This window comes from Cupriavidus sp. FW305-3-2-15-C-LB2 (assembly GCF_058787575.1).
This window is the reverse complement of record NZ_JBYSZW010000033.1, coordinates 58444-78392: the sequence shown is the minus strand read 5'-3', so window position 1 is coordinate 78392 and position 19949 is coordinate 58444. Positions and strand designations below refer to the sequence as shown.

Annotated in this window: 23 protein-coding genes; 16 read left to right on the top strand and 7 right to left on the bottom strand. The window is 69.7% G+C overall.

Annotated features, from left to right (window positions below; all coding sequences use genetic code 11):
* Nucleotides 1-172: 172 nt before the first annotated feature.
* The 7 genes from paaA to AC3WRR_RS22510 all read left to right on the top strand — a co-directional run bounded on the left by paaA (nt 173) and on the right by AC3WRR_RS22510 (nt 5698).
* Nucleotides 173-1192, top strand: a complete 1020-nt coding sequence (gene paaA / locus AC3WRR_RS22540) for a 1,2-phenylacetyl-CoA epoxidase subunit PaaA (RefSeq protein ID WP_492298186.1) — start codon at nt 173-175, stop codon at nt 1190-1192.
* A 27-nt stretch (nt 1193-1219) separates the two neighbouring features.
* Nucleotides 1220-1507 carry a 1,2-phenylacetyl-CoA epoxidase subunit PaaB gene (paaB, locus tag AC3WRR_RS22535; protein WP_010813469.1) on the top strand — a complete coding sequence of 96 codons (288 nt, stop codon included), beginning with the start codon at nt 1220-1222 and terminating at the stop codon, nt 1505-1507.
* Nucleotides 1508-1517: 10 nt separating this feature from the next.
* Nucleotides 1518-2369, top strand: a complete 852-nt coding sequence (gene paaC / locus AC3WRR_RS22530) for a 1,2-phenylacetyl-CoA epoxidase subunit PaaC (protein WP_010813468.1) — start codon at nt 1518-1520, stop codon at nt 2367-2369.
* A gap of 31 nt (nt 2370-2400) precedes the next feature.
* A complete protein-coding gene (gene paaD, locus AC3WRR_RS22525) occupies nt 2401-2961 on the top strand; it encodes a 1,2-phenylacetyl-CoA epoxidase subunit PaaD (RefSeq protein WP_011616170.1) in 561 nt (186 codons plus the stop codon).
* A gap of 27 nt (nt 2962-2988) precedes the next feature.
* Nucleotides 2989-4074 (top strand): 1,2-phenylacetyl-CoA epoxidase subunit PaaE, encoded by a 1086-nt coding sequence (gene paaE, locus AC3WRR_RS22520; RefSeq protein ID WP_011616171.1) that lies wholly within the window; start codon nt 2989-2991, stop codon nt 4072-4074.
* Nucleotides 4075-4268: 194 nt separating this feature from the next.
* Entirely contained in the window at nt 4269-5072 is an 804-nt protein-coding gene (locus AC3WRR_RS22515; RefSeq protein WP_010813465.1) for a DUF1835 domain-containing protein, read from the top strand.
* An 8-nt stretch (nt 5073-5080) separates the two neighbouring features.
* Nucleotides 5081-5698: a TetR/AcrR family transcriptional regulator gene (locus tag AC3WRR_RS22510; protein WP_010813464.1), complete on the top strand. Its 618-nt coding sequence runs from the start codon at nt 5081-5083 to the stop codon at nt 5696-5698.
* 27 nt (nt 5699-5725) lie between these two features.
* Here the strand turns inward: AC3WRR_RS22510 and kefC are convergent, their stop codons facing one another.
* Nucleotides 5726-7540, bottom strand: coding sequence for a glutathione-regulated potassium-efflux system protein KefC (gene kefC, locus AC3WRR_RS22505; protein ID WP_492298184.1), 1815 nt, complete (start codon nt 7538-7540; stop codon nt 5726-5728).
* The gene (gene kefF, locus AC3WRR_RS22500) at nt 7537-8091 is read right to left on the bottom strand and encodes a glutathione-regulated potassium-efflux system oxidoreductase KefF (RefSeq protein WP_010813462.1); all 555 of its coding nucleotides are present in this window, start codon (nt 8089-8091) and stop codon (nt 7537-7539) included. Before kefF ends, kefC begins: the two co-directional genes overlap by 4 nt.
* Nucleotides 8092-8424: 333 nt before the next feature.
* On the opposite strand from kefF, the gene AC3WRR_RS22495 reads away from it, so the two are divergent.
* Entirely contained in the window at nt 8425-9123 is a 699-nt protein-coding gene (locus AC3WRR_RS22495) for a GNAT family N-acetyltransferase (protein WP_010813461.1), read from the top strand.
* Between the two features lie 98 nt (nt 9124-9221).
* Here the strand turns inward: AC3WRR_RS22495 and AC3WRR_RS22490 are convergent, their stop codons facing one another.
* The 5 genes from AC3WRR_RS22490 to AC3WRR_RS22470 all read right to left on the bottom strand — a co-directional run bounded on the left by AC3WRR_RS22490 (nt 9222) and on the right by AC3WRR_RS22470 (nt 13461).
* Entirely contained in the window at nt 9222-9716 is a 495-nt protein-coding gene (locus tag AC3WRR_RS22490) for an Lrp/AsnC family transcriptional regulator (RefSeq protein ID WP_010813460.1), read from the bottom strand.
* Between the two features lie 404 nt (nt 9717-10120).
* Nucleotides 10121-10726 (bottom strand): EF-hand domain-containing protein, encoded by a 606-nt coding sequence (locus AC3WRR_RS22485; RefSeq protein WP_492298183.1) that lies wholly within the window; start codon nt 10724-10726, stop codon nt 10121-10123.
* Between the two features lie 152 nt (nt 10727-10878).
* Complete coding sequence (locus tag AC3WRR_RS22480) at nt 10879-11580, bottom strand: type II secretion system protein N (protein WP_010813458.1); 702 nt, start codon at nt 11578-11580, stop codon at nt 10879-10881.
* A 114-nt stretch (nt 11581-11694) separates the two neighbouring features.
* Nucleotides 11695-12915 carry a globin domain-containing protein gene (locus AC3WRR_RS22475; RefSeq protein WP_010813457.1) on the bottom strand — a complete coding sequence of 407 codons (1221 nt, stop codon included), beginning with the start codon at nt 12913-12915 and terminating at the stop codon, nt 11695-11697.
* Between the two features lie 93 nt (nt 12916-13008).
* Complete coding sequence (locus AC3WRR_RS22470; RefSeq protein ID WP_011616177.1) at nt 13009-13461, bottom strand: RrF2 family transcriptional regulator; 453 nt, start codon at nt 13459-13461, stop codon at nt 13009-13011.
* A gap of 218 nt (nt 13462-13679) precedes the next feature.
* Here AC3WRR_RS22470 and gspG point away from each other — a divergent pair, with 218 nt between their 5' ends.
* The 8 genes from gspG (at nt 13680) to AC3WRR_RS22430 (ending at nt 19949) form a co-directional block, all read left to right on the top strand.
* On the top strand, nt 13680-14147 hold the full coding sequence (gene gspG / locus AC3WRR_RS22465; protein WP_010813455.1) for a type II secretion system major pseudopilin GspG: 468 nt from the start codon (nt 13680-13682) through the stop codon (nt 14145-14147).
* Between the two features lie 29 nt (nt 14148-14176).
* Nucleotides 14177-14677 carry a GspH/FimT family pseudopilin gene (locus tag AC3WRR_RS22460; RefSeq protein WP_010813454.1) on the top strand — a complete coding sequence of 167 codons (501 nt, stop codon included), beginning with the start codon at nt 14177-14179 and terminating at the stop codon, nt 14675-14677.
* Complete coding sequence (gene gspI / locus AC3WRR_RS22455) at nt 14674-15096, top strand: type II secretion system minor pseudopilin GspI (RefSeq protein WP_011616178.1); 423 nt, start codon at nt 14674-14676, stop codon at nt 15094-15096. Before AC3WRR_RS22460 ends, gspI begins: the two co-directional genes overlap by 4 nt.
* Nucleotides 15074-15778, top strand: a complete 705-nt coding sequence (locus AC3WRR_RS22450) for a PulJ/GspJ family protein (protein ID WP_011616179.1) — start codon at nt 15074-15076, stop codon at nt 15776-15778. Before gspI ends, AC3WRR_RS22450 begins: the two co-directional genes overlap by 23 nt.
* Complete coding sequence (gene gspK / locus AC3WRR_RS22445; RefSeq protein ID WP_454749980.1) at nt 15775-16815, top strand: type II secretion system minor pseudopilin GspK; 1041 nt, start codon at nt 15775-15777, stop codon at nt 16813-16815. The genes AC3WRR_RS22450 and gspK overlap by 4 nt, the downstream gene beginning before the upstream one ends.
* A 270-nt stretch (nt 16816-17085) precedes the next feature.
* Nucleotides 17086-18513 (top strand): type II secretion system protein GspL, encoded by a 1428-nt coding sequence (gene gspL, locus AC3WRR_RS22440; RefSeq protein ID WP_492298181.1) that lies wholly within the window; start codon nt 17086-17088, stop codon nt 18511-18513.
* An 18-nt stretch (nt 18514-18531) separates the two neighbouring features.
* Nucleotides 18532-19140 carry a type II secretion system protein M gene (locus AC3WRR_RS22435; RefSeq protein ID WP_052181617.1) on the top strand — a complete coding sequence of 203 codons (609 nt, stop codon included), beginning with the start codon at nt 18532-18534 and terminating at the stop codon, nt 19138-19140.
* Nucleotides 19140-19949: a type II secretion system protein N gene (locus tag AC3WRR_RS22430; RefSeq protein ID WP_010813448.1), complete on the top strand. Its 810-nt coding sequence runs from the start codon at nt 19140-19142 to the stop codon at nt 19947-19949. Before AC3WRR_RS22435 ends, AC3WRR_RS22430 begins: the two co-directional genes overlap by 1 nt.

The window sequence follows — 19949 nt, the reverse complement described above, 5'->3', positions numbered from 1 at the left end:
GGTAACGCCGCCTGACTTCGATACTACACGTGCGGCAGCCGCCACGAGGCGAGCGGGATCAAGCCACGGCCACGGTAGCGGGCCTTCCCTTAAATTGACCGACCGGTCGGCATATATATAATAGGGCCAGCACTGCCCGCGATCCGGGCGGCATCCCGTCAGAGGAGACACCATGTACACGCAGAGTCTTGACCTGCCCGGCCAGCACGCCGATACGGCACCGGCCAGCGCGCCCCAGGACGAAGCCGGCCGCCAGGCCGCGTTCGACGCCTGCATGGCCGCCGACGGCAAGATCGAGCCGCAGGACTGGATGCCGCAGGCCTACCGCAAGACCCTGGTGCGCCAGATCTCGCAGCATGCGCACTCGGAGATCGTCGGCATGCTGCCGGAGGGCAACTGGATCAGCCGGGCCCCGTCGCTCAAGCGCAAGGCCATCCTGCTGGCCAAGGTGCAGGATGAAGGCGGCCATGGGCTCTACCTGTATTCCGCCGCCGAGACGCTCGACGCCTCGCGCGATGACCTGGTCGACGCGCTGCACAGCGGCAAGGCCAAGTATTCGTCGATCTTCAACTACCCGACGCTGACCTGGGCCGACGTGGGCGTGATCGGCTGGCTGGTCGACGGCGCGGCGATCATGAACCAGATCCCGCTGTGCCGCTGCTCGTACGGCCCGTATGCGCGCGCCATGATCCGCATCTGCAAGGAAGAGTCGTTCCACCAGCGCCAGGGCTTCGACGCGCTGCTGGCGATGATGCGCGGCACCGAGGCCCAGCGCGAGATGGTGCAGGACGCGGTCGACCGCTGGTGGTTCCCGGTGCTGATGATGTTCGGCCCGCCCGACGCGGCCTCGACCAACAGCGCCCAGACCATGGCCTGGGGCATCAAACGCATCTCCAACGACGACCTGCGCCAGAAGTTTGTCGATGCCACGGTCGAGCAGGCCCGCGTGCTGGGCGTGACCCTGCCCGACCCCGGCCTGCAATGGAATGCCGAGCGCGCCCACTATGACTACAGCCCGCTGGACTGGGATGAGTTCTGGCGTGTGATCAACGGCGACGGCCCCTGCAACAAGGAGCGCCTGGCCACCCGCGTGAAAGCGCACGAGGACGGCGCCTGGGTGCGCGAGGCCGCGCTGGCGCACGCCGCCAAGGTGGCCGAACGCGAAGCCCGCGCCAGCCGCGCCGCGGCCTGACAACACGCCCGAGGACGGAGACAAACGATGCAACGCAAGGAATGGCCGCTGTGGGAAGTGTTCGTACGCAGCAAGCAAGGCCTGGAACACAAGCATTGCGGCAGCCTGCATGCCGCCGACGCGCAGCAGGCGCTGCACATGGCGCGCGACGTCTATACGCGGCGCCAGGAAGGCGTGTCGATCTGGGTGGTGCCGTCAGCGTCCATCACCGCGAGCGTGCCCGAGGAAAAGCCGGAGCTGTTCGACCCGATGGCCGACAAGATCTACCGGCACCCGACGTTCTACCAGCTGCCCGACGAAGTCAACCACATGTAAGGCCCGCACCATGACTGCGTCCCCACAGCCGACCGCGCCCGCCTCGCTCGACCACCTGCCGCCGGCACGCACTGCGGGCTTGCGCTACGTGCTGCGCCTGGCCGACAACGCCCTGGTCCTGGGCCAGCGCAACGCCGAATGGTGTGGCCACGGCCCGGTGCTGGAAGAAGACATCGCGCTGGCCAACATCAGCCTGGACCTGATCGGCCAGGCACGGCTGCTGTACGGCCGCGCCGGCGAACTGGAAGGCGAGCTGACCGGCCTGCCCCGCCATGAGGACGACTACACCTACTGGCGTGCCGAGCGCGACTTCCGCAACTGGACGCTGCTGGAGCTGCCGCACCGCGGCCCGCTGGCCGGCAACGCCGCAGCCGAGCGCGACTACGCCGTCACCATCATGCGCAACTTCCTGTACAGCGCGCTGATGGTCGAGCTGTGGGAAGCATTACTGGCCAGCCGCGACGACCAGCTGGCCGCGATCGCCGCCAAGTCGGTCAAGGAAGCGCGCTACCACCTGCACCACGCGGCTGGCTGGGTAGTGCGCCTGGGCGACGGCACCGAGGCATCGCACGCGCGCATGCAGCGCGCGCTGGAGCACCTTCTGCCCTATATGAACGAGTGCTTTGCCGAGGACGCGGTCGAAACCGAGGCCGCCACGCAGGGCATCGGCGTGGTCACGGCCACGCTGCGCCCGGCCTGGGACGCCACCGTCGCCGAGACGCTGCAGGCCGCCACGCTGGACTTGCCCCAGGCCACGAGCTTTGTCTCGACCGGCAAGCACGGCGTGCACTCCGAACACATGAGCTACCTGCTGGGCGAGATGCAGGGGCTGGCGCGGGCCCATCCGGGCGCGCAATGGTAAGCGCCCGCTTCGGCGCAAAGGGTTGACCAACATGAACATCGCCGCCCTCCCCCTGCGCAACGACCGCGCCACCGACGGCCGCATCGCGCGTGCATGGGCGGCGCTGGGGGCGGTGCCGGACCCGGAGATCCCGGTGGTATCGATCCGCGACCTGGGCATCCTGCGAGATGTTCTGACCGCCGCCGACGGCGCGCTTGAGATCGTCATCACGCCCACCTATTCCGGCTGCCCGGCGATGTCGCAGATCGCCGAGGACATCGGCCGGGCGCTGGACGGCGCCGGGCTGGCGCCGTGGCGCATCCGCACCGTGCTGGCGCCGGCCTGGACCACCGACTGGATCACCCCGGCCGCGCGCGAGCGCCTGCGCGCCTTCGGCATAGCACCGCCGGGCCAGTGCGGCACGCCGGCCGCGGCGCAGCCGCTGCGCTTTGTGCCTCGCGCCGCCCGCGCGGGCGCGCCCGATGCCGTGGCCTGCCCGCGCTGCGGCAGCATGCATACGCAGGAAATCTCGCGCTTTGCCTCGACCGCCTGCAAGGCGCTGTACCGGTGCCTGGACTGCCGCGAGCCGTTCGACTATTTCAAACCTTACTGAGCCCCGCCGGGCCGAAGCCAGGCTGCCATGACTCCACAGTTCCATCCGCTGCGCGTGGCGCAGGTGCGCCCCGAGACCGCCGACACGATTTCGATCGCCTTCGAGGTGCCGGACGCGCTGCGCGACGCCTACCGCTTCACCCAGGGCCAGTTCCTGACGCTGAAGGCGCCGGTCGAAGGCAAGGACCTGCGCCGCTCCTACTCGATCTGCTCGGCCGTGCAGGACTACGACGCGCACGGCGAGCTGCGCGTGGCGGTCAAGCTGGTCGAGGACGGACTCTTTTCCACGCACCTGCATGATTCCATCGCCCCGGGCCAGGTGATCGACGTGATGACCCCCGACGGTCGCTTTCACGTGCCGCTCGATGCCGGCGCCGCGCGCCACTACGTGGCTTTTGCCGCCGGCAGCGGCATCACGCCGGTGCTGTCGCTGATCCGCACCACGCTGCAGGCCGAGCCGCACAGCCGCTTCACGCTGGTCTATGGCAACCGCAACGTCGACAGCATCATCTTCTCCGAGGCGCTGGAAGACCTGAAGAACCAGTACCTGGCGCGTTTCACGCTCTACCACGTGCTGTCGCGCCAGCCGCAGGAGGTGGACCTGCTGCATGGCCGGCTCGACCATGCCCGCGTGACCGCCTTCCTGCAGACCCTGATCCCCGTGGAAGACATCGACGCGGCCTTTGTCTGCGGGCCGGCCTCGATGATCGACGAGTCCGAGGCGGCGCTGCGCGACGCGGGCGTCGACCCGCACCGCATCCACGCCGAGCGCTTCGGTGTGCCGCTGGCCCAGGCCAGGCGCAAGCCGGCCCCGGCGCACGCCGACCATGCCGGCACCGCCGAGCTGGTGGTGGTGCTCGACGGCAAGCAGCACAGCATGCGCCTGCCGCTGGAAGACGCCGTGCTGGACACCGCGCTGGCCGCCGGCCTGGACCTGCCTTTTGCCTGCAAGAGCGGCGTCTGTTGCACCTGCCGCGCCAAGGTGCTGGAGGGCCAGGTGGACATGGAAAAGAACTACACGCTCGAGCCGTGGGAGATGGAAAAGGGCTTCGTGCTCACCTGCCAGGCGCGGGCGCTGACGCCGCGGGTGGTGGTCAGCTACGACGAACGCTGATCCGGGCACGCCGGGGCGTGTGTATTCAGACAATTGCCGACATTGGCCAGCACCGGCCGTGACTACAATGGCGGCAGGCGGCTTCGGGCTGGCGCGATGCTTGCAGGACAGTGACCGGGCGGGCGGCGATCGCGCCTGTCGCACCGCCGCCGCGGCGGTGCCAGCGAACCGTCCACCCATATACAATCACGGCCATGCAATATATCCACGTCGTCAACGGTGATGTAGCAGGCACGACCCTGCGCCAGGCCCTGGCCCAGGCTGCGCGGCCGGACCCTGTCGTGGTGCTGCGCGACGACCTGGCGGTAGGCCCGCTGGCCGACATCGACAGCACCGGCCTGATCCGCTCCGGCTTCTGGCAGCGGGTCGCCCCGCATACCGACATCGATTTCGGCGCCGAGATGCGCCAGGCGCTGGACCAGCTCCAGGGACTGCGCCAGGACAACATGGAAGTGGCCATCTGGCACGGCCAGAGCGCGGCTGACCAGCTGATGCTGCGCCGGGTGGTGTTCCACCTGTACCAGGCGCCGCAGCGGATCAATGAAGTCGCCATGGACCTGCGCGAGCTGGAAATGCCCGCGCAGGGCAACCTGGCGGCGATCGGCATGTACACGCCCGCGCGGCTGGCGCGGCGCTTTTCCACCATCGCCCCGGTCTCGGTGCTGCGCCTGGGCCGCCTCGGCTACGAGTGGCAGCAGAACGTCAAGGAAAACGCCGACGTGCGGCTCTGGAAGGGCAACACGCTGGTGCCGGCGGCCTACCACACCATCGACGAGATCATCATGGAACGCGCCCCGTCCGAGTGGACGCCCGCGGCGCAGATGGTGGGCAGCGTGATGGGCGCGATCGAGGGTCTGCTGGCCAGCGACTGGTTCGTGTTCTGGCGCTGCCGCGAGCTGATCGCCATGGGCCAGCTGGTGCTGCGCGGCAATGCTGACTCGCTCGATACCTGCGAACTGCGCCGCCATCTCGGCAGCGGTGGCACCGGCGGCGAATAAACGAGAATATGGCCCGTACCAAGGCACCCGATTTCGAGGCGCAGCGCGAGCAGATCCTGGACCTGGCCGCCGCCGCCTTTGCCAACAGCAGCTACCCCAGCACCTCGATGGCCGACCTGGCCGCCGCCTGCGGCACCTCCAAGGCGCGGCTGTACCACTATTACGAGAGCAAGGAAGCGATCCTGTTCGACCTGCTGGACCGCTACACGCGCCGGCTGATGCTGCTCGTCACTGAAGTGGAGGCCGACGCCGAGCGCCACGCGCGCACCGACAAGGAAGCCTTCGGCAACCTGATCCGCGCCTTCCTGGCCGAGTACGAGACCTCGCAGACGCGCCATATCGCGCTGATCAACGACGTCAAGTTCCTGGCCGAGACCCAGCGCGACCTGATCCTGGGCCGCGAGCGCGACGTGGTCGCGGCGTTCTCGCGCCTGCTGCGCCGGGCCTACCCGGAGCGCGTCACGCGCGAGAACCAGACCGCGCTGACCATGACCATCTTCGGCATGATCAACTGGACCTTCACCTGGCTCAAGCCGGGCGGCCGGTTGTCCTATGCAGAGTTTGCCGAGATGGTGGTCGACCTGCTCGAAGGCGGCCTGCCCGGCCGGGCCGCGGCCGCGCGCTGACGCGGCGCTGGCCCGCCACCCTGCCGCTCACATCCACTCGGCCTCTTCGCGCTGGCGCCGCTGCTCGCGGTCCTGGCGGAACATCTCTTCCAGTTCGTCGCGCGCCTGACGCGCCAGCGAGACCAGCTTCTTCTGGTCGGTGTAGTGCGGATAGAAGCGGTCGATCGCCTGGATGTTGTGGCGCCGGAAACGCAGTGCCACGTTGCGGGCCTCGGCCGGATCGAAACCCAGCCCCTCCAGCACGCGGCGGCCCAGCATCAGCGAGCCCTCGAACATCTCGCGCTCGAACAGGTGCACGCCGCGGTCCTTGAGCTGGTAGACATGTGACACATGGCGCGCCCGGGCGTAGATCTGCAGTTCGGGAAAGCGCTGGCGCACGCGGTCGATCAGTTCCAGGCTTTCGTCCATGCCGTCGATCGCCACCACCAGGATGCGCGCGTCGGCAATGCCCGCGGCCTCCAGCAGGTCCAGCCGGGTGGCGTCGCCATAGAGGACCTTGAAGCCGTACTGGCGCAGGAACTCGATCTGGTCGGGGTCGTGGTCCAGCACCGTCACGCCCACGCCCTGGGTGTACAGCAGGCGGCCGACGATCTGGCCGAAGCGCCCGAAACCGGCGATCAGCACCGGATTGCGCTGCGGCGTGATGGCCTCGTCCGGGCGGGCCTTGCCGCTGCCCAGGCGCGGCGCCACCAGCCGGTCATAGGCCAGCAGCAGCAAGGGCGTGGCCACCATCGACAGCGCCACCACCAGCACCAGCAGGGCCTCGGTCTCGCGCGGCAGCAGGCCGGCGGTGCCGGCCACGCCGAACACCACGAAAGCGAACTCACCGCCCTGCGAGATCAGCAGCGCAAACAGCAGCCGCTGCCCGCGGGCGATGGCAAAATACCGCGCCAGCAGCGCCAGCACCGCGGTCTTGGCAACCACGAAGGCGGCCACCAGACCCAGCACCAGCCAGGGCGAGTGTGCCAGCACGGCAAAGTCGATCGACATGCCGACAGCCATGAAGAACAGGCCCAGCAGCAGGCCCTTGAATGGCTCCAGGTCGGCCTCGAGCGCATGGCGGTATTCCGAATCGGCCAGCAGCACGCCAGCCACGAAGGTGCCCAGCGCCATCGACAAGCCCACCGCGTCCATCATCAACGCAATGCCCACCACCAGCAGCAGCGCAAACGCCGTGAACATCTCGCGCATGTCGGTGCGGGCGATAAAGCGCAGCGCCGGGCGCACCAGGTAGCGGCCGCCGACCACCACCGCACCGATCACCGCCACCGCCTTGCCCGCCGCCAGCCAGCCGGCCGCGCCCGGACCCGCGCCTGCGGCGCCCTGCGTGGCCAGCAGCGGCAACAGCGCGATCATCGGGATCGCGGCGATGTCCTGGAACAGCAGGATGCCGAAGCTGGCGGCCCCCGCCGGCGTGCCGAACAGGTTGCGCTCGGTCAGTGTCGCCAGCGCGATCGCGGTGGACGACAACGCCAGTCCCAGGCCCGCCACCAGCGCCACCTGCCACGGCGCGCCCGCCAGCGCCGCGACCGCGCCGATCACCAGCGCGCACGCAGCCAGCTGCGCGCCGCCGTAGCCAAAGATGCTCCGCCGCAGCGCCCACAGCTTGCGCGGCTCCAGCTCCAGGCCGATGACGAACATCATCAGCACCACGCCGAACTCGGAGAAATGCAGGATCGATTCGACATTGGTCACCAGGCGCAACGCAAACGGCCCGATCGCCGCCCCCGCCAGCAGGTAGCCCAGCACCGCGCCCAGGCCACTGCGCCGCGCCAGCGGCACCGCCACCACCGCCGCCACCAGGAACACCAGCAGCGCAATCAGGAAGTCGTGCTGGTTCATGCCTGTCCCCCCGCCGGCGCGGCGCCGGTGCCCAGCCGCCCGCAGACGTGGGCGATATGCTCGGCCAGCGCCTGGGCATCGGCATTGTTGGCGTCGTGCAGCACCACCGGCGGGAGCCAGCTCATGCCGCACAGCAAGGCGGTCTGTTCCAGCGGCAGCAGGAAGTCCCCGATCGGGTGGCCATGGGTGCCGTCCGGCCCGTAGGAATCGGCGGTGCCGCCGGTGCTTACCACCGCCAGCAAGGACTTGCCACGCAGCGCAGTGCCGCCGGGGCCATAGGCCCAGCCTGGCTCCAGCACCTCGTCGAGCCACAGCTTGAGCAGCGCCGGCACGCTGTACCAGCGCACCGGGAACTGCAGCACGATGGTGTCGGAGACCGACAGCACGCGCTGCTCGGCGACGACATCGATGTCATAGTCGACATAGCTGCGGTAGAGATCGCGTACCTGTACCTGCGGCAGCGCGGCCAAGGCATCGGCCAGCGGACGGTTGACGCGCGAACGGCTGGGCGTGGGGTGCGCGTAGATCACAACGATTGGGGGCTCGGTCATCAAAGGCGATCGGCTGGGCAAGGGGAAGTCAGACGGAGATGCGGGAGAACGCGGGATTGCGGCGTTGCACCAAATCCACATCTGGCACCACGCAACAATTCATCACATTTTCTCAAGCTTTTGATTTTATTCGATTTTTATTGATGCTGTGGTGAGACGGCGGCTTGCTGCGACGCGGGAAGCTTACGCCGAACTGACAATTCCACTACAATACTTTTGGCTCCGCATCAAGATGGTGTTTCCCCGAATCCTGCACCGAAGCAGGGAAAAGTGCCTGGAAAAACACCAACGCAGTGCTATGTTTATCTGTGATTGCACCTGGAAGGAAATAACGTGAATCCGCTCGAACTGAGCAAGGCCGTCGGCGCACTGACCGACGAAGATCTGCGCAAGGCAGCCGAAGCCGCACAGGCCACCCACCGCGCCACCGTACTGGTGCGCGAGCTGGCGGCCCACCACCGCTCGCGCCTGCTGAAGCATTTCCTCGCCCTGGGCGAGGAGGATCGCCTGCTCCGTTTTGGCCAGTCCGTGGGCGACCACGTGATCGAAGCCTATGTCGACAGCATCGACTTCGACCATGACAGCGTGTTCGGCGTCTACGACGACAAGCTCGAACTGATCGGCGTGGGCCACTTCGCCAACCTGCGCGACAACGCCCAGGGCCGCGTGGCGGAGTTCGGCGTGTCGGTGTCGGGCAGCGCCCGCGGGCGCGGCATCGGCAGCGCGCTGTTCGAGCGTGCCGCGATCCACGGCCGCAATACCAATGTGCGCACGCTGTACATGCACTGCCTGTCGCGCAACGCGGCGATGATGCACATTGCCAAGAAGGCCGGCATGAAGGTCCAGTACGCCTACGGCGAGGCCGATGCCTACCTGGAACTGCCGCCGGCCGACACCGCCAGCCGCCTGACCGAAGCGCTGGACGAGCAGCTCGCCGACCTGGACTACGCGGTGCGCCGCAACCTGCGTGACGCGCGCCGCTTCGGGCTGCGCTTCTGGCGCACCATGGTGCCGCAGAAGCACACTGCCTGAGTCCGCTGAACTCCCCCGGGCCCGCTCAATGCGGGTTCCACGCCAACGGCGCATCGCAACGATGCGCCGTTCTTGTTTGCGGCCTCAGGTTCGCCGTATCAAGCCGCGCCGCCCACCGGCAGCGCCGTGGTGTCCTTGATGCTTTCCAGCGCAAAGCTGGAGCGCACGTCGATCACCGACGGGTGCGCCAGCAACTGCTCCTGCATGAAGCGCGCGAAGTGTTCCATGTCTTCCACGTAGACCTTGAGCAGCAGGTCCATCTCGCCGGTCATGGCGTGGCACGCGGCCACCTCCGGCCAGACCGCGATCGAGGCGCGGAACAGGTCCAGCGGAGCCTTGCCCTTGGGCGCGCCGCCATGCTTTTCCAGCCGGACATTGATATAGGCCAGCAGGCCAAGTCCGATCTTGTTGGGCTCCAGCAGCGCCGCGTACTGCCGGATCACGCCGATCTCCTCCAGCCGCCGGATGCGGCGCAGGCAGGGGCTGGGCGACAGGTTGACGCGCTCGGCCACCTCCAGGTTGGTCAACCGGCCGTTGGTCTGCAGCACTTCCAGGATCTTCCGGTCGATCTTGTCCAACTCCACCTTGCTCACGATATTGTTGCTCCGCAATATGTTTATTGGCAATTTTTTTGCGCAAATTTAGCAAGCCGTGCACAAGTACGCAATTTTTTGTGAAATTACGTCCGATTCAGGGCCGATTCTGATGAGCCGGTAGCCTTATCGGTCACTCGCGCGGCAGCCGGTCGGGCTGGGCAGACCTGTGGGGTGGCGCCACCGCAAATCGCGGCCGCGCGCTCCGCCGGCCGGAAGCAGGCAAGGATGGTGCCAAGCCCGGCAAACAGGGAAGCGGCATTCTACGGGCGTTTGCGGGCGAGGTCAGATTCTTCCCAGTGCACGCACAAGGCGAACAGGCAAAGAAAAAGCGCGCGAACCCTAAGGCTCGCGCGCTTGGTGAGGCCTGGCAAGGTCCGCTGGCGCGGCCCTGCCTGGGCCGGTCAGCCGCCGCTGGTGGACGGGGCGCCCGGTGCCGCGGGCGCCGGCTGGCTGCCCGGTGCCGCCTGGCCACGCGGGCCGCGGTCGCCGCGGTGCGAATGGTCGCGGTGCATCTTTTCCATGCCGGCGCGGATTTCGTCGCGGGTCAGCTTGCCGTCGCGGTTGGCGTCGAGCTGGTCGAAGCGCTTGGCCAGGCGCGGCAGGCCGGCGTTGGCCTCAGCCTTGGTCAGCGCGCCGTCGCCGTTCTTGTCGGCAGCCTTGAACTTCTCGTCGAACGCTGCCTGCATGCGCGCATGGCGCTCGGCCATGGTGGCCTTGCGGTGCGCGTCCATCTCGGCCTTGTCGATCTTGCCGTCGCGGTTGGTGTCGAGCTTGTTGAACCAGGCGTCGGCTTCCGCCTTGGAGATCGCGCCATCGCCGTCGGTATCGATTGCCTTCATCCACATGCCGCCACCGTGGTGCTGGTGGTGACCCATGCCGGGCTTGCCGGCTGGCGCAGCGGATGGTGCCGGGGCGCTGGCCTGGGCAAATGCGCCACCGGCGACCAGGAGGGCGGCCGATGCGGCCAGGAACTGCTTCAGGATCTGCGGCTTGTGATTGCGTTGCATGTCTTGCTCCTTTTCATCACGTTTGGCATGTACGGATTAGAACGCAGACGATGCGGGGAAGTTGGCGCTTTTAATACGATGTTACCGGGCTCACAGAAAGGCCCGCGCGCCGTAAGGGAACGCAAGCAAGCGCGAATATTTCGCGCCCGGAATCAGTCCTTCGGCGCCAGCTGGCCTTCGCCGGCCGCCTGCGGCGCCATCGCCGGCTGGTACTGGCGCGGATCGACCGGTTGCGGCTGCGGTTGGGCGGGCTGGGCCTGCTGCGCTGGCGCCTGGCCTTGCGGCTGCTGGGCCGGTGCGGCGGGCTGGCTCACCACCGGTGCCGGGGGCGGCATCGGCGTTGCCATCGGTGCCGCGGCGCCGGCGGGCGGCGTGGGCAAGGCACCGGCCGCTGCCGGTGCGCCGCGCGTGGCACCGGCCTGCAGCGGCAGCACGATTTCCTGGCGCACGCCGCTGCGCTCGATCACCACCGCACGCTGGCGGATCTCCGCCAGCCGGATCTGCGGCGACAGCTCGGCGCCGGCGCGCACCGCCTTGGGCGGGCCGCCATCGATCGACACGATTGCCGCGCCCGCGCCGCCATCCACCTCGGCCACCACGCCGATCAGCTGCACGTCGCGCGGGCCGCCCTGCGCCGAGCCGCCGAACAGCGTCGCGACCGCGCCGGTCTCGACCGCCTCGGTCTGGGCCACGCGCGCGCTCTGCGGCACCGGGATGGTACGCATCGCGCTGAAGGTCAGCACCCAGTAGGTGGCGAGCGCACACAGCGCGATAAACAGCACCAGGCTGGCCAGGCGCGGCAGCCAGGGCGCGGAGGCATCGAAGCGGAGCGAAGGCCGGAGGGACAGTTGCATGGGATCGGGACCCTGGATACCCACAAGGCGGGCAATGACGCGTGAGCGCAGACGCGCCAAGCGTACCAGAGCCCCATGACACTGTCTGCCGTGCCGGTGCCGCGCCGCCGACCCTTAGAGCAGGTCGTCGAGCAGGTCCGGCCCGAACACCTCGCGCTCGATATGCGCCACCGGCACGCCTGCGCTGACCAGCGCATGGCGCTGCGCCTGCATGAAGCCGAGCGGTCCGCACAGGTAGAAGCTGCCGTCGACAAAGCGCTGCAGGTCAGGCTGGCGCAGCAGTTCGGCCACCGGCATGGTGCCGGCGTGGTCGTAGTCGCGACCGGCGACGTCGCCCGCTTGCGGGGTTTCATAGCTGATGTGCGTGGCCAGCTGCGGCAGGCGCTCGCGCGCCCATTGCAGGTCGGCGCGATGGGCGTGGTGGCGGCCGTCGCGCGCGGCATGGGCAAACAGCACCTGGCGCTGCGAGCCTTGCGCGGCCAGCGTGCGCAACACTGACAGCATCGGCGTGATGCCGATGCCGGCCGACAGCAGCACCAGCGGACGGCGGCCGTCCAGCGCCGGCGTGAACTCGCCGAACGGCGCGCTCACCTTGAGTTCAGTGCCCTCCTGGGCATTGGCGTGCAGCCAGTTGGACACCGCGCCGGCCGGGGTGGCGCGGTCGCCGGCCTCGCGCTTGACCGAGATGCGCCAGGTCGGCAGCCCGCTTTCGGCAGACAGCGAATACTGGCGCAGCTGGCGCTGGCCGTCGTCCAGGTGCGCCTCGACGCTGATGTACTGGCCTGGGCGGAACGCACGCAGCGGCTGGCCGTCAGCGGCAGCCAGCGTCAGCGCCACCACCTGGTCGCCCTGCGCCTCGCGCCGCACCACGCGCACCGGCGTCAGCTCGCCGGCGGCCACGCCGGTGCGCTGGTACAGGCGCGCCTCGGCGGCGATCAGCTCGCCGGCCAGCAACCAGTAGGCCTCGTCCCAGGCGGCCAGCAGCGGCGGCGTGGCGGCCTCGCCCAGCACCGCGGAGATGGCGCCCAGCAGGTGGCGGCCGACGATCGGGTAGTGCGAAGGCGTCAGGCCCACGGCCGCATGCTTGTGGACGATGCGCTCGAGCACCGGCCCCAGCGCCGCCGCGTTATCGATATTGGCCGCATAGGCGAACACGGCCGAAGCCAGCGACTGCTGCTGGCTGCCGTTGGCCTGGTTGCCCATGTTGAACATCTGCGTCAGCTCGGGCCGGTCCGCGAACATCTCGCGGTAGAAATGCGTGGTGATGGCCAGGCCGTGCTCGCGCAGCACGGGGACGCTTGCATCGATATAGGGGCGGGAAGCGGCGGACAGCATCAGGAAACACTCCGTTTTAAATCATGCAAATTAAATGCATGTTTTTGCTCAAAATAAAACCGGCTCTCGCCGGCCCGCACGGACAGGATCCGCTCAGGCCGAACGCCGGTTCAGGAAATCGCGATGCAGGCGGATGATCGACTCGGCCGTCTGGCTGCCGGTGACATCGGCCAGCGTGACGTCGTCCAGGGCAAGGTAGAAAGCCTGCTCGGCCACGTCCAGCGCGCGCTTCAGGCGGCAGTTGCCGTTCAGCGCACAGGGCGGGTTGTCGCAGTCGATCACCGCCTTGTGCCCTTCCAGCTCGCGCAGGATGGTGCCGATGGTCAGCCGCTCGGCGCCGGGGCCCAGTTGCAGGCCGCCGTGGCGGCCGCGCGTGGCACTGATCCAGCCCAGCTTCGACAGCCGCGCCGCCACCTTGACGAGGTGGTTGTGCGAGATGCCGAACTGCTGCCCCACCTCGGCAATGGTGATCGGCCGGCTGCCGTCGCCACGGGCGACGTACATCAGCAGGCGCAACGCATAGTCGGAAAAGCGGGTCAGTTGCATCGTGACGCCATCTTAAAAAAGATGCATCCAGGGTGCAAGTTATTTGACTGCCGGATGCCAGTTCTTAGTAACTGTGATCCGGATCAGACTTTGCCGAGGTGCCGAAGGGGCCGCCCATAAAACAGTCATGTGGCGCCGGTTATACTGACTGGCGAACCCGGCCCGACGCCCCCTCACCGGTGCGGGCCCAGCCATTCAAGCCAAGAGGTCCACCGACGATGCGCAGATTCACTCCCCAGATTGCCAGCCCCGCCCGTTCCGTGCGTGCCCGCCGTGCGCGCGGCTTCACCCTGATCGAGATCATGGTCGTGATCGTGATCCTTGGCGTGCTGGCGGCGCTGGTGGTGCCCAAGATCATGAGCCGTCCGGACGAGGCCCGCATCGTGGCCGCGCGCCAGGACATCTCGTCGGTCATGCAGGCGCTCAAGCTGTATCGCCTGGACAACAGCCGCTACCCCACCACCGAGCAGGGCCTGGCCGCGCTGGTGGCCAAGCCCACCACCGAGCCCGTGCCCAACAACTGGAAGGGCGGCGGCTACCTGGAAAAGCTGCCCAAGGATCCCTGGGGCCATCCGTACCAGTACCTGAACCCGGGCGTGCGCGGCGAGATCGACGTGTTCAGCTTCGGCGCCGACGGCCAGGCCGGCGGCAACGGCAACGACGCCGACATCGGCAACTGGGAATAAGCCCAGCCCCGCCGCCGCCCCCTGCAACCATGACCACGGCGCCGCGCCGCCGCGCGCCCGGCCCCCGGCGCCGCGGCTTTACGCTGCTCGAGCTGCTGGTGGTCATGGTGATCGCCGGCATCGTGATCTCGCTGGTGGCGGTCAACGCCTCGCCCAATGAACGGAGCCGCGTGCTCGACGACGGCCAGCGCATCGCGCGGCTGTTCGAGCTGGCGCAGGAGGAGGCGCAGCTTGGCGCCCGCCCGCTCGCCTGGGAGGGCGATGCCAGCGGCTGGCGCTTCCTGGAATCGACCCCCAACGGCTGGATCCCCATGCGTACCGACGTGTTTGCCCCGGGCCACTGGCGCCTGGCGCTGGACCAGGTCATCGTCGCCGAAGGGGGCCGCAGCACCGGCACCAGCAGCCCGCCCCGGCTGATCTTCGGGCGCGAGCTGATCGATGCCCCGCAGCGGCTGATCCTGGTGCGCGGCGATATCCGCGTGGACATTGCCGGCGACGGCAGCGGCCGCTATTTCGCCAGCACGCCATGAAACCCTGCCCTCGCGCTTTGCCCCGGCCGGCCCGGCGCGGGCGCCACGCCGGCTTCACGCTGATCGAAGTGCTGGTGGCGCTGACCATCCTGGCGGTCGCGCTGACCGCGGCGATGCGCGCGATGGGCTCGATGGTCGATGCCAGCGCGTCGCTGCAGGCGCGCATGCTGGCCGAGTGGAGCGCCGAGAACCACCTGGCCGCGCTGCGCCTGGCCAAGACCTGGCCCGAGCCCGGCGTCAGCGGCTATGCCTGCCCGCAGGGCGGCACGCCGCTGTATTGCGAGCAAGCCGTCTCGGGCACGCCCAATCCCGTTTTCCGCCGCGTCGAGATCGCGGTCTACCCGTCCGCCACGGACAAGTCCGTACGCCTGGCATGGCTGGTCACCATAGTCCCCAATGAAACCCGCAACGTGCTCTGAGCGCCGCCGCCAGCGCCAGCCCGGCGGCTTCACGCTGCTGGAGATGCTGGTCGCCATCACGCTGCTGGCGGTGATGGCGGTGATCGGCTGGCGCGCGCTGGACAGCCTGACGCGCAGCCGCGAGCGCCTCACCGACCACGATGCGCGCCTGGACGCACTGAAGGTGCTCTACGGCCAGCTCCAGGCCGATTGCGAGCACCTGGCCAACCCCACGCTGCTGCAGGCCAGCCCGGTCGAGATCGGCCAGAACCGGCTGCTGCTGGTGCGCGACCGCCGCGACGAAGGCCAGCCGCCGACCTGGCAGGCGCTGTCGTACCAGCTCGACGGCAATACCCTGGTGCGCGTGGCCGCGCCGCCGGTGAACAGCCGCGCCGGCCTGCAGTCGGCCCTGCTGGCGCTGCGCCAGGGCGGCAGCAACACCGCGCAGGTGCGGCGCGTGCTGGCCGACGTGGACGGCATCAGCACGCGCGCATGGGTGGAGCCCGCCGGCTGGCAGGCCGACAGCGGGCGCATCCGCAACGTGCTGTTCACAGGCAACGCCGCCAGCGCCGTGGCCGCCTCCGCGCCCGGCGCCGCGCTGCCCAACACCGCGGTGCGCGCGGTGGAACTGACCATCTTCGCCCGCATGGGCGACGGCGATGCGCCGCGGCAGTTCCAGAAGATCTGCATGACCGGGCTATGAGGCAAGCCAGCCGCCCGCCTCGCCTGGCGCAGTTGCGCCGCCGCCCGCGCGGCGCGGCCGTGGTCACCGCGCTGCTGATCGTGACGCTGGCCGTGGTGGTGGTGTCCGGCATGCTGTGGCGCCAGCAGGTGCAGATCCGCGCCATCGAGAACCAGCGGCTGCTGGCCCAGGCCACCTGGATCGAGCGCGCCGCCGTGGACTGGGCGCGGCTGATCCTGCGCGACGACCAGCGCCGCACCAACGTCGACGAACTGGGCGAGCCGTGGGCGGTGCCGATCGCCGAGACACGGCTGTCGGACTTCCTCGGCGCGGCACTGCGCACCGACGTCGCGGGCGAGACCTCGTTCCTGTCGGGCCGCATCCTGGATGCGCAGGCGCGCCTGAACCTGGCCAACCTGGTGATATGGACCGCCACTGGCGGCGCAGACGGCCAGCCAGGCCGCGCGGCCTCGGTCGACCCGGCGGCGCTGGCCGCATACCGCCGCCTGCTGCAGACGGTCGGCCTGAACCCGGAGCTGGCCGAGACCACGGCGCGCTACATGCTGCAGGCCGCGCAGGGCGGCAATGCCAGCGGGCAGCCGGCGCCGCGCCCGCTGGACAGCGTGCAGGGGCTGATGGCGCTGCCCGGCTACACGCCGGAGATGGTGGCGGTGCTGGAGCCCTTTGTCACCGTGCTGCCCGAGCGCACGCCGGTCAACGCCAACACCGCCGAGGCCGAGGTGCTGGCCGCGGTCATCAACAAGCTGCCGCTGGAGCGCGCGCGCGAACTGGTGCGCCAGCGCGACCGCGCCCACTTCAACAACCTGGGCAACCTGCAGACCCAGCTGACCGCGGTGGCACCGCAGGCGGATGCCGCCAACCTCGGCAACCTGCTCGACGTGCGCACGCACTACTTCCTGGTCTATGGACTGGTGCGGCACGAGCGCGCCACCCGGCTGCAGGTGTCGCTGGTCTTCCGCGGCGAGCCGCTGGGTACGGCCAACACCACCCGCGTGGTCTGGATCCAGGATGCGGACCGGCTGCCGGACCTGCGCTAGGCGGCGCCCACCAGGCCAGGCGACAGGCCGAATTTGCACGCGCGGGCAACCGGGGAGAATGGTATTGACGCGGTTTAGTCACACAGGCAAGGTATGCTGCGGCGCTGGCGCGAGCGTGGCACCAGCCTACCCGCCGCCGTCCGGCCTTCCTGGCCGCCCGCCGGCGTCCCCGCACCCCGGCATGTTTCCGACTCCGGGGCGATCCAGGGCGCATCCCAACCGGCCATGCGCCTGCCCGAGCCGTTCCATTGACGCCAAAGCAAGGAAACCTTGAGCACCACCCTGTACGTCCGCCTGCCACACCGGCCGCATGACCAGCCGCAACCGTGGCAGTTCGGCACCCTGCCGTTCGCGCTGGTGCGCACTGCCACGGCCGATACGGCGCGGCGTGGCCAGGCCCGTGCGACGCCGGAAGTGTTGCGCGAAGGCCACGCCCGCATCGCTGACCTGCCCGCGGCCGAGCGCCTGGTGCTGATCCTCGCCGCCAGCGACGTACTGCTGACCACCGCCAGCGTGCCGCCGCTGCCGCCCGCCCGTTTGAAACAGGCGCTGCCCAACCTGGTCGAGGACGCGCTCGCGACCGAGGCGCAGCCGTGCCATATCGGCGTGGGCCCTGCCCTCGACGGCAGCGCCGCGCGCGGACCGCGCCAGCGGCTGCTGATGGTGGCCGACCGCGCCTGGCTGCGCGCCGTGCTCGACGCCTTTGCCGAGCACCGCCACCGGCGCCGCCATGTGCTGGCCGCGCAGCTGTGCGTGCCGCTGGCTTCCGCCGCTGAAGCCGGCACCGAGCCGTCACTGGCGAGCGCCGACGCGCCGCCGCCGGCGGCCGCGCTGGTGGTCGAAGCCGCCGCCAGCGCCCTCGCCCGGAGCGGCGAGTTGGGCGATGAGTTAGGCGGCGAGCTGCCCGGCACCGGCTCCGACGCCGCGCGCCAGTGGCAACTGACCGTACGCACCGGCGCACACGCCGGCTACGGGTTGCTGCTGGGCGACGATGCCCTGGCCGCGTGGCAGGCGCTTGCACCCGCCGGCACCTGGTATGCCGATGCCGACGCTGCCGCCGCGGCGCCGGTGCCCGACCTGCGCGAGGCCGCCCGCGCCAGCTGGCAGCTGTGGATCGAAGGCGCGCAGGAATGCCTGCGCGAGCCGGCGCTGGACCTGGCGCAGTTTGAATTCGCGCAGGGCCGGGCCGACCGCTGGAACCTGGTGGCATGGCGCGTGCCGCTGGCATTGCTGGCGGGCATCGTGCTGGTGCAGGTCATTGGCATGAACACGCACTGGCTGCTGTTGCGGCGCGAGCAGCAGCGGCTGGAAGCCGCGCAGCTGCAGGCGCTGCGCGGCGCCTTCCCGCAGATCCAGACCGTGCTCGACGCGCCGCTGCAGATGCGGCGGCAGGTCGAGCAGCTGCGCACCGCCAGCGGCCGCAGCACGCCGGAAGACTTCCTGCCGCTGGCCGACCGCTTTGCCCAGGCCGCGCGCAGGCTGCCGCCCGACGCGCTGCAGGCGCTGGAGTACCGCGGCCGCATGCTGGTGGTGACGCTCAAGCCGGGCACGGACACGGCCGGACTGCGCAGCGCCGCGCGCCAGGCCGGGCTGCAGATGGAAGAAGACAAGGCCGGAGGTGCCGCTGGCAGTACCAGCAGCAGCGCAGGCACCCCGGTGACGCCCGGCTCGCGCTGGACCGTCAGGCCCGGCCTGTAAGCGGGCCCACCAGCAAGCATGAATCCGATGAAAGACACAGCCCGAAGCCAGACGCCACGCGCCAGCCGGCCAGGCGCGACCTCTGCGCTGCGCACGCGCCTGGCGCGGCTGCGCCCGTCCGTGCCGCAGGCGTGGCAGGAGCGCTTCAACGCCTTCTGGTCGGCGCGCAACCCGCGCGAACAGGCCATCCTGGCCGGCGGCGGCGCCCTGCTGGCGCTGGTGATCGGCTACCTGGTGCTGTGGGAACCGGCCGCCGACGGCCGCGAGCGCCTGGCGCGCAACCTGCCCAAGCTGCGCGCCGACCTGGCCGAAATGGAATCCCTGGCGCAGGAAGCCCGCGGCCTGAAGGCCACGCCGGCGCCGGCGCTGCGCGGCGACGCGCTCACGCAGGCGCTGCAGGACAGCCTGGGCCAGCACGGCCTGAAGGCGACCCGGCTGGCCGCCGGCGCCGACAACAGCGTGCAGGTGCAGCTGGACAAGGTGCCGTTCGGCGCGGTCAGCGGCTGGCTGCAGGACGTGCGCCAGCAGCAGCGCATGAAGGTGATCGACGCCCGTATCGTCTATGTTGGCGCCACGGCGCTGGTGAACGTCAGCGCGACCCTGCAGGGTCCGGGCGGCCGCAGCTGATGGTACGGCTGGAAACGCTGCGCCTGCCGCGCCGCAAGCTGCGCCAGCCGGCCGCAGGGCGGCGCCTGCGCTGGCTGGGGCTTGGCCTGGCGAGCGCCGCGGTGACCGTGGTGGCGATGCTGCCGGCGGCATGGATCGCCGCGCGCGTGGCCACGCAGACGCAGGGACGGGTACTGCTGGCCGATGCCAGCGGCTCGCTCTGGCATGGCAGCGCCACGCTGGCGCTGTCGGCCGGCGCCGGCAGCCAGACCGCGACCGTGCTGCCGGGCCGACTGCAATGGACGCTGGCGTTCTGGCCGCTGCTGGGCGGCAGCGCGCGCCTGGTGGTGAGCCACTCCGAGGCCATGGCCGCGCCGGTCGCCATCACCGTGACACCCGGCGGCTGGAGCGCACAGGCAGGCGCCATGCGGCTGCCCGCGGCGCTGCTCGAAGGCATCGGCGCGCCGTTCAATACGCTGCGCCCGGACGGCCTGATGCGCGTGGACTGGTCCACGCTGCAGGGCCGCTTTTCGGGCCAGGGCATGAGCGGCCATATGACGCTGCGCATCGAACAGGTGTCGTCGGCCGTGAGCCGGCTGCGCCCGCTGGGCAGCTACCGCGCCGAACTCGACTGGACCGGCGAGGGCGGCGGCAAGCTGCAGCTGAGCACCATCGCCGGGCCGCTGCACCTGGAGGGCAGCGGCACGCTGGGGCGGCAGGCGCGCTTCGAGGGCACCGCGCACGCCGAGCCCGAAGCGGCAACCCAACTGACCAGCCTGCTGAGCCTGCTGGGACGACGAGACAACCATGTGACAAGGCTGCGCTTCTGA